A 12,654-nucleotide genomic window follows, 5' to 3' on the forward strand; every position below is an offset into this window, starting at 1 on the left:
AATATGATCAAGTTATACTGATTTTGAGAATAGCAGCATGCCGGTAGGGATGTCTGCTATTTTGATTTTTGACGGGAATGTCTATCTTTGCATAAATCATAATTATCGATTTAGATTTTTATAATGGTATATAGCGAATCGGAGATTATACACGAACTGGAGGCAGGAAATGAAAGCTGTCTGAATATGCTTTTTGATAATTATTATCGGGCATTGTGCGTGTATGCGTTTCGGTTTGTTTCAGATGGAGATGATGTGGAGGATATAGTGCAAGAGGTGTTTGTCTCTTTCTGGATGAATAAAAAAAGAACTGTTTTTTCCGGTTCCATTCGTTCTTATCTTTTCGGGGCAGTAGCCAAGGCTGCAGCTAAATTTGCTACACGTCGAGCAAAGATCATGTTTGACGACGTGGAAAAATATGTCGATCAATTTTTAGAAGAGTTGGGGGATTATGATGAGAACGAGTTCACTCGATTACGTGATAGCGTATATGCCCGGGTGGAAGCTTTGCCCGAAAAGACAAAAAATATATTTAAAGCTGTAGTGTTGGATAACATGACTTATCAGCAAGTGGGGGAACGGTTCGGAATAACCGTGAATACCGTAAAAACAATGTATTACAGGGCGTTGAAACAGTTGAAAGAAGAGTTGGGAGGGAATGCCGTGGTATTGTTTTTTATTCTTTAACAATAAGTTTTTACTCGTAAATTTGTTAAAATTATTCTTCCTGCAATTTTCTTTAAAAAAATTGTCATCTCTTTTTCGATTTTCTGGTATATAAAAGAAACGAGATTGAGATGAACGATAAAATTTGGCAATGGATTGGTGATTATTGCTCCGGACTTTTGGATAAGAGCGAGGAACAGGAATTGCGTGTGTGGATGGACGAAGCAGAAGAAAACAAACAACTTTTTATGGAAGGGGTAAAAATGGTACGGGAGTATCAAACAGTTCTCCGTTCGGGGCGGAATGCCTCCAATTCATTGAAACGTGTACGGGAAAAGATTAGGGCCCGCGGGAGGAGACTATTATGGACGCGGATAGCAGCAGCGGCTTCCGTGATAATCTTGTTCGCTTTATCATTTGTATTCTTTTATGCCTCCGAATCAGAAAAAACGTCTCCCACGTTGGCAAAGGTACACGCTGGAGGAACAAAAGCGACACTGATAGTGGCCGATGGTATACAAGTCGATTTGACACAAGATAATTTGCAAGAAGTGATTGGGCAGTATGGGGCTACTGTTTTAGAAGATAAAAAGAACGAGTTGCGATATGATAATGTGGAGGTAAACGGAGAGATCGAAGAAAAGCCTATATATCATACGATCTCAACTCCGGTTGGAGGAGAATACCATTTCACGTTAGCAGACGGTACGATGGTATGGTTGAATTCATCTTCCCAACTGATCTTCCCAACTCGCTTTACAGGAAATACACGGGAGGTACTCGTCGAGGGAGAAGTGTATTTTGACGTGCAACATGACGAAAGTAAACCTTTTATCGTTCGGGTAAATGATGTCAGTGTGCAAGTGTTGGGAACGAAGTTTTGTATTTCGGCTTATCCCGAAAATGAAGGGGTTATGACTACTTTGGTACAGGGAGCAGTGCAAGTAATGTCCGGGGATAATCAAGTCGTATTAAAGCCCGGTTACCAAGCCGTGGTTGATCCGCATGCGGGAACTATCAGCCAAAGAGCCGTGGAACTTTCTCTGTACACTTCGTGGGTACGAGGAATATTTGAATACGAGAACATGGAATTGAAGGATATTGTAGTACAACTCGCCCGATGGTACGATGTACAATTCACGTTCTCGGCACCGGAATATAAAGAGCGTCGTTTCACTGGGGTGATACGAAAATATGAAGATTTGAATGATGTGCTAGATATGATAGAAAAAACAACGAACGTAAAATTTATTGTCCATGGAAGAAATGTTACCATAACTTCAGTGATGAAATAGGAAAAATACAAAAACGGGAAATGTTCTCAGCATTCCCCGTTCCCTGTTGAAAATTTATGGCAGCCTTCGGCAAAAGGCTACGTTTATTAATCAAAGTATCCAAATGTATGAAAAAAAGACGAAATTCCACACAATCCTCTCCTGAAAATGTAAGGAGTAAAATTTATTTAGCAATGAGATTGACTTTGCTTTTAACGATGTTTTTCTCTTTCACGGCAATAGCCAGTGTGTCGTCACAGTCAGTGACGTTGAAATTAGAGAATGCAAGTCTCAGAGAGACTATTAAAGAGTTGAAAAATCAAACAGGGGTTTATTTCGTGTTTAACGAGGAAGAAATTGCGAGTTTGAACGTGAAACTCAACATGGTCCTGACAAATGAACCTTTCGAAAAGGCGTTGGATCGCATTTTTAAGGGATTGCCCTTCAATTATGAATATGTGAAAGGAGTGGTGATTATAAAGCCTGTACCTCAGAAAGATGATGAGATGAAGTTGAAAATGGTTAAGGGAAAGGTTATTGACACCGATGGGTATCCTCTTCCAGGTGTGACCATTCAGGTGAAGGGAAGTACAAGTGGAACCTCTACAGACAAAGATGGAAGATACAAGTTGCTTTTGCCGGGAGGACGGAATTTGACACTGATGTTTTCTTTTATTGGAATGGAACCTCAAGAGGTGAAGTATACGGGGCAGGACTCTATTAACGTGACAATGAAAGAAACTGCAGCTATGTTAGAAGAAGTTGTAGTGAATACGGGATATACTAGCCAAAGTGTGCGGAAAATTACTAGTGCGGTGACATCGGTGAGAGCGGAGGATGTGGTATTACCTGGTTTACAGTCAATAGACCAAATGTTGGAAGGGCGTATCCCGGGAATGATATTTATGCAAAATACGGGGCAGATAGGGGCGGCTCCACGTTTGAGAATTCGTGGTACGTCAACAGTATTAGGATCTCAAGAACCGTTGTGGGTAGTAGATGGAATCGTTCAGACGGATCCGGTAAACGTGGATCCTAGTCAACTCAATGATTTGGATTTTGTGAATTTGTTAGGTAATGCTATATCCGGATTGAATCCCGAGGATATTGAACAGATAGATGTGTTAAAGGATGCTTCGGCTACGGCCATCTACGGGGCTCGAGCTGCTAACGGTGTAATTGTGATTACAACGAAGAAAGGAAAAGCGGGACCTCCTCGCTTCAATTATTCCGTGTCTGGTAGCATTACTCGTCGTCCACATTACTCGGATAAAAGCGTGAATATGATGAATTCAACGGAACGTATTGCTTATTCTCGGGAATTGATTCAAAAACGTATAGAGTATCCCACGATTGAAACCTGGGTGGGGTATGAAGATGCTATGAGAAAATACTGGAATGGAGAGTATTCCTATGATCAGATGTCTGAGGTCGTTGGATATTACGAGGCTTTAAATACGGATTGGTTCGATATTCTTACCCAGAATGCTTTCACGCATAAACATACATTGAGCGTTTCCGGTGGAGCTAACCAATTCGGTTATTACGCTTCCTTGGGGTATAGTGACATTAATGGAACCGCAAAAGGAGAGTCTAATAAAATGTATACTGCAAACGTTAAATTGACCTCAAATTATAATCGTTTTTCCATGCAGTTTGGGCTTAATGCTAATATTCAAGAAAAGGAATATACCCCCGATGATGTAGGTCTGGTAAATTATGCTTATAACACAAGCCGTGCCGTGCCGGCTTATGACGAAAATGGCGAATTGCTGTACTATAACCGGCCGTATGCAGCTCCGTCAAGAATAAATGGAGATGAGAACCAGCTAGCTGCTTTTAATATTTTGAATGAGATTGCCAATTCATCACAGGATATTAATTCCAGTGGAGTCTCGCTGAATGCTACGGTTAATTATAATTTGTTTGATTTTTTAAAATTAAGCACGACACTTTCCTATACGTTAAATCACACGGAAATGGACGTTTATCATGGAGAAAAGTCGTATTATGTCGCTTGTTTGAGACATGATGGCGGAACTTCTTCTCTATTGCCAGTTGGTGGTGAGTTGAAAGAAAGTAATACCCGAAATAACAGTTACATGGCCCGAGCCCAGTTAGATTTTAATCATTACATGGATTCAAATCGAAAACATCTGCTATTTGCTTCGGCCGGATGGGAAGTTTCTTCAACAAAATACACTGGAATAAGTCAGACATATCGGGGATATGTTCCGGAACGTGGCTTGAAAATGACAACCATTGATCTGGAAAAATATCCGTATTATGCCCAATGGACACAAACGGCAGAAGCCTTGGGGCAGCGTACGCATCAGTTGACAAATTTGATGTCGGTTTATTTCTCGGGATCTTATTCTTACAATGACGTGTATATGTTTAATGTTAATGGACGTATGGATTATTCCAATGCGTTTGGGAGTCGGAGTAATGAAAAGATTTTACCCATATGGTCTATTTCAGGACGTTGGAATGTTGCGCAGGATATTCTGAAGAACGTGTATTGGGTGAATGATCTTTCTTTAAGAGCTTCTTTTGGTTATCAGGGAAATATGCTGGAAGGAGAGGGACCTGATATGGTAATTCAACGAGGATCAATGGATCCTTATTTTGGGGAATACAAGTCGACTGTCTATAAATTTGCAAATCCTTTTTTGAAATGGGAGAAAACGGCGTCAACAAACTTGACGATTGATTTCTCATTATTTAATAGCAAAGTGAATGGTTCTGTTTCTTATTATTACAAGAAGACAAGAGATGCGTTCTTGGAGAAAACGGTTTCAGAAATTAATGGTGTAACAGAATATATGGTAAATCAAGGAACACTGAAAAATAAAGGAGTAGAAGTTTCTTTGAATTTTGTCCCGATAGATCAGATTTCAGCCGGGAATCCGAATGGTTTTCGATGGAAGTTGGATCCACAAATAGGTCAGGTGATAAATCAGTTGATTGATAAGGCTATAGACAACAAAGATGCGACAGTACAAGATGAAATCGTTTACCAGGATTATCTGGACGGAAGCATAAATATTGCAGGACGGCCTTTAAATAGTTTTTATTCTTACAAGTTTGCTGGTTTGGATCCCAAGGATGGGCGACCGACTTTTTATGGCATTTCTGATGAAGAGTTAAATAGTTATATCACGATGGATAAAGAAGAAATGTTCAAATCCGTGATGGCTTATTCTGGTTGTCGGGTCCCGGACATTCAGGGAAGCATTCTCAACACGTTCACGTACCATCGGTTTACCCTGTCGGTTAATATGGCATATAGTTTTGGCTCAAAGATTCGTTTATTGCAGTTATATCCGAATATTTCGTTAGGTAACGGAACATTGGCTCCACAACCGTTGGAAAATGTACGTCGCGAATTTTTAGATCGTTGGCAACGTCCTGGCGATGAAAAATATACGAATATACCGGGAATACTTCCCAATTCAGAGTTTATAAATACGGTTGGCGGTGGTATGCAGGGAGAGAATGGAGTTTGGCCGGCGGAATTGAGAAACAAGAGTTTTGCCGAAAACATTTGGCAGATGTATGATAATTCGGATGTCCGGGTTGTAAGTGGGAACTATGTGAAAATGCAGTCTTTCTCTTTACGTTATAGCTTTTCGGATAGATTCTGTCAGAAAATGCATTTGAAATCAGCTTATATTGGGTTTTCTGGGACAAATTTGTTTACCATCTGCAGTAAAGATTTGAAGGGACAGGATCCGACAACGCAAACGGGGAGCGCGGGAACTATTAATATGTCAATACGTCCGACGTATTCATTCAATTTGAATATAGCATTTTAAAACAGATAGTTATGAATAGATATATATGTTTGATATTTGTATTTTTTCTGGGAGTGTCTTGTCGTGATTTTTTGGAAGAGCAATCTCAGGATTTGGCTTACGTGACTTCTATTAACGATTTGGATGAATTGTTGGTAGGAAGCTGTTATCCGGATTTGGGAACGGGAACTGAAGAGAATGCTTATAGCATCGCGTTGCAAAATAACGATTATGGTTATTATTTGCATGCAATGGATGATGATACGGATGCTTATGCAGCCAGATATGACAATAATTCAACATTTTGGCGGGTAGCTGGGTTTCATTGGTGGCAACAAGATCCTTTTTATACCCGAGATCAGGAAATAAAAGATCTTGCATGGAAGACTTATTACAAGCACATAGCGGTGTTGAATGCCTTATTGGTAAATGTTGAGGAATTTCAAGAGGAAAGTAGTTATGAGCGAGTGAAGGGAGAAGCACACTTCTTGCGAGCTTATTATTACTTTATGTTGGTAAATATGTATGCTAAGCCTTATTCTAAAGCAACAGCTTCCGTGGATTTGGGAGTTCCCTTGAAAACAACGGAATATGTTGAAGGCGTTAAATTCGGACGAGCCTCCGTGGAGGAAGTATACGCGTTGGTTGTGAATGATTTGAAAGAGGCGATTGTTAATTTGACCGGCGTGGAGCAAAAATCTGTAAGACGGGCTTCTGTTTTTGCTGCTAATACTTTGTTAAGCCGGGTTTATCTATATATGGGAGAATGGGAATTAGCAGAAAAACAATGTGACGAAGTGTTGACGAAAGGAGCTTTTAAGTTGGAAGATTATAACGGATTGACCCATGCTTGGTGTGGCTTGAAATCAACGTTCGATCAGTTATTGCGAATGGGATACACGGAAGAAATGGCATTAAAATATTTGCAAATGGCTGCAATCCCGGTGGATCTAACCCAAACGGCAGCAGGAGTCATTAGAACAACTTCTTCGGAAACAATATTTGCACAAGGGCTTAATAGATTGTACACTTATGTTATGGTTCCGAACACGTCGCTCGGTGGCGCTCCGGGTGGCGGTCCGAGAGGAATGGCGATGTCATACAAAGTATCCGATGAGTTGCGAAATTCTTATGAAGAGGGAGATCAGAGAGCAAAACTATATCTGCCAGGAGATCAGCTTGCCATGTTCTGGATCTCTTCAAAGTATGGTGATTTTTATGAACAAGTGGGAATGAATAATGATATAACCTCTGATATTGGAACTATTCGTTTGGCTGAGGTTTATTTAAATAAAGCTGAAGCGTTGGCTATGCAGGATCGGGACGAAGAAGCGGCTGCCGTATTGAAAGAATTGAGAGACAAACGATTTATAACGGGGACTAACCATGAGATTACAGAAACGGGCAAAGAATTGATTGATAAAATCCGTTGGGAACGTCGTTGGGAGCTTTGCTTCGAGGGGCATCGCTGGTTTGATTTGCGTCGTTATGCTGTTAGCCCGAAATACGCGGATAGTAAGGAAATCCGGCATGCATGCTATGAAAATGGAGGAAATAATACCGCGGTGCTTGCCGGTTATTACGTGTTGGGAACCTATGACGTGGATGCGGAAGCTTACGTGTTACCGATACCCAAGTATGCGATGGAATATAATGACGGCGTGATGGTAGATAATGTTAGAAAACCGAGAAATTTAAGTGAATAAAGTTATGAATAAGTATTACACTATATTGATATGTATATTAGCGTTTTGTTGCTGGCAATGTAATGATGAGGATAGCAATGTGGGACCTTCCGGGGAGGATAAAAATTGGTATATCGTGTATCCTTCTGATGATCCCCTGGATGGATTGATCTATAAGGTTTACGAGAATCATCATGTCCCTGTCTTCTATAATGATACTATCGGGAGAGAGAAGAAGGTTGATAGATTCGGACAAGAGTGGGTGTCTTATGAAATTTTGGACCCGAATTACACGATCGAAAGTGTGATGGCGAGCGTAAAGTATGTTTTGTCAAGGGATCGGGAAAAATTGAAGACTGGAGTGGAATTTCTTTGTGATGGAGTATTGGAACGTTTACCCGGGATCATTCAGCCCAAGTGTTTCTTGCTAGTCGATTCTGTTTACTTGAGAGGAGCGGGGAGTGTCAGTTGGAATATTAATTGGATACCGGGAACGATGTATCGGGGAGCTGGGTGTACGGTGATTGGTATCGACACTTTGTCTAAGATGTCTGAAGACGAGAAATTAGCATTAACTTATAATATTGTAGGAGAAGAGTTTGGTGCTTATTTGAGATATAACTACGCGGATACGTTGAATGCTTTCTATCGCTATTCCAACAACTCGGTGTTGACGGGGTCTGCCTATGGTGTACGTATTTCTAATTATGATTCGGAGGCTGTCGGTGATGCTTATTGGAAAGAGTTCGGTTTCCTGAATTGTAGTTACGGCACTTTTTCTTATTGGGATCTTCCGGAAGATTTTCCCGCGGCAATGCCTGATTTTTATAGTTACCTGACTTCTTCCCAGCAGGAGGATGTGAGGGACTTTGTTGTAGCGATATTGACTATGACCGACGAACAGTTTGAGGAGGAAAACGGAATGTATCCTGTTGTGATGCATAAGTACGAGGTACTGAAGGGGATAGTCAGAACGTTAATGAACGAATAACAAGAAATTTGATTGAATGATATAGAATTGAAAGAGAGTGAAATACCTCTCTTTCAAGGGCGATGTACGTTAAATTTTAAGACAAAAATGTATGAAAAAGATTATTGTATTGTTAATGGTAACCTGTTTAGTTTTGCCTTTTGTGCAAGACGCGAATGCCTTCGGGAAGAAAAAGAAGAAAAAAATGCCTACAGAGCAAACGACTTTGGTGAGACCGCCCGTAAAAAAAACAGATCCTTATGCAGAGCTATTGAAAGGGGCGAAGACCGTCAAAGGCGATTTCATCACGTTGCACAACGTGAAAGGGAAAATTTTCTTTGAAATGCCGGTAAAGTATTTTAATCGTGAAATGCTATTGGCTTCCACGATGACAGCTTCTAATAATAGCATGTTCTGCTTGAATGGTTTTAAGTCAAAAGATCCGATGCACATAAAATTCGTAATGATTGACAGTACGATATATATGTGTGATGTGAATACATCGGCAACTTTTGATGAGAAAGAAGCGGTGCGGATGGAAAAAGTGAAGAAATTGAATTTTCTGGATCCGATGAGACGGAAATTTAAAAGAGAAGCCTATAATACGGATAGTACGGCTGTTGTTTTTGATGCTTCCGTGCTTTTTAACGGGGGAGAACCTGCATTGGCCCCGATCGAAAGTCAAAGTTCAGGACTTTTGCAAGTATCAGTGACCCCGAAAACCGATTTGACAATTGTGGGCGAGATGAAAGCTTTTGATGATAATATCATGGTGAAATCGACGTTTTCATACGATTACTCGATGCGAATCATGATGTTCGACCTTGGAAACGGTCCTTTAACGATAGAGGCTACCCGTACGCTGTTGTTGTTGCCGGAGGAGAAGATGCGTCCGAGAATTTCAGATTCTCGTATTGGTATATTCTTGACCGATAAGCAGTACATTTCGAACGAAGAGGATGGGTTACAGAATTACACGTTGGCTAATCGTTGGCGATTAGAACCCAAAGATATGGAAGCCTGGAAACGTGGGGAATTGGTGGAACCAATCAAACCGATCGTGTATTACATTGATGATGCTTTCCCGGAATTATGGCGGAAAGCTGCTAAAGAAGGAACTTTGCGTTGGAATAAAGCTTTTGAGAAAATCGGGTTTAAAAATGTGATTCAAGTTCGGGATTTTCCAAAGGATGATCCAGAGTTTGACCCGGATAATCTGAAATATTCCTGTATTCGTTACGTGCCTTCATATACGGCAAATGCAATGGGGCCGTCGTGGGTAGATCCGACTACCGGAGAAATTATTAACGCTTCGGTTATTGTGTATAATGACGTGATAAAATTAAATAATCAATGGCGTTTCGTGCAGACCGCCCAGATAGATCCTTCCGTGCGGGGAAAGAAATTACCGGATGATATTGTCTATGAAACTTTGGCATACGTGATCGGTCACGAGGTGGGACACACGTTGGGATTAATGCATAATATGGCTGCTTCGGCTGCCTATCCGGTGGATTCCTTGCGTTCAGCTTCATTTACTCAAAAATATGGAACAACACCTTCCATCATGGATTACGCTAGATTTAATTACGTGGCCCAACCAGAAGACAAGGGGGTAAAACTGACGCCTCCTGATCTGGGGGTATATGACGAGTACGCTATTAAGTGGTTATATTGTCCGATTCCGGAGGCAGTGACTCCAAAAGATGAAATTCCCACCTTGGAGAGTTGGATTGATGAAAAGGTGGGAGATCCCTGTTTCCGTTACGGACGTCAGCAACTGGATGCCCGTTATGACCCGAGCGCTCTGGAAGAAGATTTGGGTGATGACCCGATTAAGGCCGGGAATTACGGTATAAAAAATCTAAAATATATCTTATCACATTTGAATGAATGGATACAAGATGATCCGACCGCGGAGCATAAGGCTGGACTTTGTAAAGCGATAGCGGATCAATATGTGCGTTACGTGAACAACGTGGTGATGAATGTCGGTGGTATTTATTTGAATGATGTGAAAGAGGGAACACCCGGGAAAAAGCATCAGGTGGTTTCGAAAGCCGTGCAAAAAGAGTCTTTGAAATGGGCATTAAAGCAATTCCGGAATTTGAGCTGGCTGGATAACAAGGAACTAACATCTCAATTCCCGTTGGACATGCCGTTATCTCTTCTGACAGGTAATAAATTATCTGTAAGTATACTTAATTCAGTTATGAATGTGTATGCGGCAAACGTCGTGGCAGATAGTAAGTATTCCGTGGAAGAATATTTTGATGACCTATATCTAGGGGTTTGGGATGCTGCCTTGACTGGACGTAAATTAACGCTACACGAGAAACAGCTGCAACGTCAGGTATTGGCATTAGCAATCGCGACCATAGAACAAGCAACCTCTGCGAATGCTGGGGCAAGACAGAAAGGTTTTGTTTCAGAAGTTTACGCTCCTTCCGTGGGGGATATTTGCCTGTATGGTCTGGATGAAACGGGTATTATCTCTCGTTATCAGGATATTTTCCAAAGAATAGAGGATGAATACGGGAGAGGTTATGTTGCTCAAAATATGAAGCTTACTGATTATGGAAAAGGTTATGGCTGGCAACAGGCACTACCTGTACAGGCGGTAGCTGATTTTGAAACTTATTTTTATAAAATGGGGAGTAAACTAACTGTAATGTTGTCTACTCGCATGAATTCTTTACCTGTAGAAGACAGACCTCATTATCAGAAAATATTATTTGCTATTCAAAAATTATCGAAGAAATAAAAATATGAAAAGTCATATATGGGTATATTTGATGGTAATCCTTTGCTTGGGTGCTTGTAAGAGCACCCCGGCGGGATTTATCATACAAGGACATGTTGAAGGACTTGATGGGAAAGAGATTTATTTGCTCTCGGATGTGAATGATCGGTTAGTTAAAGGTAAAAGATACGATACATTGGGTATTTCGGTGGTTGAGAACGGTTTGTTTTCTTTCCGTGGTTCGGTTGATAGTGTAATTGTTGCAATGATTGGTATTGAAGGACTAAGGGGTGGATTCCCTATTTTTTTGGAAAATCGGGAGTTTGAAGCGAAGATGGATTTTGCGAGAATGGACGGGGCCGTGATTACCGGGGGCAGAGAGCAAGATGTGTATAATCTTTTTTGGAATATCGATAAAAAACTTTTCATTGAGGGAGAGAGGTTACGAAGTGCTAGAAATATAAAATTGCAAGAAAACTTATTTCAAGAAGCAGAAGAACTGACTCGCAAAATTAAGGATTTGGATGAAGAGGCTGACCGACAGGAGAGTGAGGTGATTCGTCAAAATCCAAACGCGATAGCTTCGGCTTACCGATTACATTCTAAACTCATCAAGTTATCATTGCCCCAATTGGAAGAGAAGGTTGCATTGTTGGGACAGAAAGTGAAAACATCGAAGTATGGTCGGGAGGTAGAGGATTGGTTCCACCGTCTGAAAGCTACGACTCCTGGCGTTCAGGCCCCGAATTTTGAAGCTATGACCCCGGACGGGAATACGATTTCTTTGTATAGCATAAAAGCAAAATATAAGATTATCGAGTTTTGGGCCTCATGGTGTGGTCCCTGTCGGGCTGAAATGCCGAATATGGTAGAAATTTATAAGGATTTTCATGCAAAAGGGTTGGAAATACTTGGAGTGTCACTGGATCGGAAATTAGAACCTTGGAAAGAGGCGATTCAAAAAGATGGCCAGAGCTGGTTGCATTGCTCTGATCTGAAATACTGGCAAAGTGATATTGCCCGTATGTATGTGATAAATACGATCCCACAGACTCTAGTGTTGGATGAGAATAATGTAATTGTGGCGAGAGGATTGAGGGGCGAGGAGTTAAGAACAAAGTTATCAGAGTTGCTTCCTTAATTGTGGGGGACATTTATCTGTTGTAAAATGGTTTGTAATTGCTGATGGTTATTCGGAATTCTGTATGATAGGGAATTGTTTTACCTTTAATGATCCTGCATTTAACGAGAGTTCGATATAATCATCAGCAATAGTTTCTACTGAAAACTATTGGAAATCCTACTGAAATTCTATGGAAATAATCCCACTTAGTCGTTGCTCAGCCGTTGTTCAAACGTTGCTCAAACGTTACGGGTTGGTTCAGCTACGAGTAAACTTCGAATGAGCACTGGGTATGTGGGATTATTTGGGTATATTTACTACTTTATTTGGGTAAGATTTGAGTAGTATCGAACTCTCTATTGTTGCAGATCTTAAAGTTGATAAATAATTACTTCT

At 40.8% G+C, this 12,654-nt stretch carries 7 protein-coding genes; all 7 read left to right on the forward strand.

Going from position 1 to position 12,654, the window contains the following annotated elements; all coding sequences use genetic code 11:
• The first annotated feature begins 123 nt into the window (after positions 1–123).
• The 7 genes from D8S85_RS16680 to D8S85_RS16710 all read left to right on the forward strand — a co-directional run bounded on the left by D8S85_RS16680 (position 124) and on the right by D8S85_RS16710 (position 12,276).
• Complete coding sequence (locus tag D8S85_RS16680; RefSeq protein WP_228423248.1) at positions 124–687, forward strand: RNA polymerase sigma factor; 564 nt, start codon at positions 124–126, stop codon at positions 685–687.
• Positions 688–797: 110 nt separating this feature from the next.
• A complete protein-coding gene (locus tag D8S85_RS16685) occupies positions 798–1,961 on the forward strand; it encodes a FecR domain-containing protein (RefSeq protein ID WP_106481445.1) in 1,164 nt (387 codons plus the stop codon).
• Positions 1,962–2,134: 173 nt separating this feature from the next.
• On the forward strand, positions 2,135–5,758 hold the full coding sequence (locus D8S85_RS16690; protein ID WP_228423249.1) for a SusC/RagA family TonB-linked outer membrane protein: 3,624 nt from the start codon (positions 2,135–2,137) through the stop codon (positions 5,756–5,758).
• Positions 5,759–5,769: 11 nt separating this feature from the next.
• A complete protein-coding gene (locus D8S85_RS16695; protein ID WP_106481446.1) occupies positions 5,770–7,443 on the forward strand; it encodes a RagB/SusD family nutrient uptake outer membrane protein in 1,674 nt (557 codons plus the stop codon).
• 4 nt (positions 7,444–7,447) lie between these two features.
• Positions 7,448–8,413, forward strand: coding sequence for a hypothetical protein (locus tag D8S85_RS16700; RefSeq protein WP_127075398.1), 966 nt, complete (start codon positions 7,448–7,450; stop codon positions 8,411–8,413).
• Positions 8,414–8,504: 91 nt separating this feature from the next.
• Entirely contained in the window at positions 8,505–11,156 is a 2,652-nt protein-coding gene (locus D8S85_RS16705; RefSeq protein WP_127075400.1) for a zinc-dependent metalloprotease, read from the forward strand.
• A 4-nt stretch (positions 11,157–11,160) separates the two neighbouring features.
• Positions 11,161–12,276, forward strand: a complete 1,116-nt coding sequence (locus D8S85_RS16710) for a TlpA disulfide reductase family protein (protein WP_106481449.1) — start codon at positions 11,161–11,163, stop codon at positions 12,274–12,276.
• Positions 12,277–12,654 lie beyond the last annotated feature (378 nt).

Origin of the sequence: Butyricimonas faecalis, from assembly GCF_003991565.1 — a bacterium.
Classification (GTDB): domain Bacteria; phylum Bacteroidota; class Bacteroidia; order Bacteroidales; family Marinifilaceae; genus Butyricimonas; species Butyricimonas faecalis.

What these genes read in the sequence shown, in the direction of transcription:
- D8S85_RS16695 (WP_106481446.1), top strand. Translation starts at nt 5,770, where the DNA reads ATGAATAGATATATATGTTTGATATTTGTATTTTTTCTGGGAGTGTCT.
- D8S85_RS16700 (WP_127075398.1), top strand. Translation starts at nt 7,448, where the DNA reads ATGAATAAGTATTACACTATATTGATATGTATATTAGCGTTTTGTTGC.
- D8S85_RS16685 (WP_106481445.1), top strand. Translation starts at nt 798, where the DNA reads ATGAACGATAAAATTTGGCAATGGATTGGTGATTATTGCTCCGGACTT.
- D8S85_RS16710 (WP_106481449.1), top strand. Translation starts at nt 11,161, where the DNA reads ATGAAAAGTCATATATGGGTATATTTGATGGTAATCCTTTGCTTGGGT.
- D8S85_RS16690 (WP_228423249.1), top strand. Translation starts at nt 2,135, where the DNA reads ATGAGATTGACTTTGCTTTTAACGATGTTTTTCTCTTTCACGGCAATA.
- D8S85_RS16680 (WP_228423248.1), top strand. Translation starts at nt 124, where the DNA reads ATGGTATATAGCGAATCGGAGATTATACACGAACTGGAGGCAGGAAAT.
- D8S85_RS16705 (WP_127075400.1), top strand. Translation starts at nt 8,505, where the DNA reads ATGAAAAAGATTATTGTATTGTTAATGGTAACCTGTTTAGTTTTGCCT.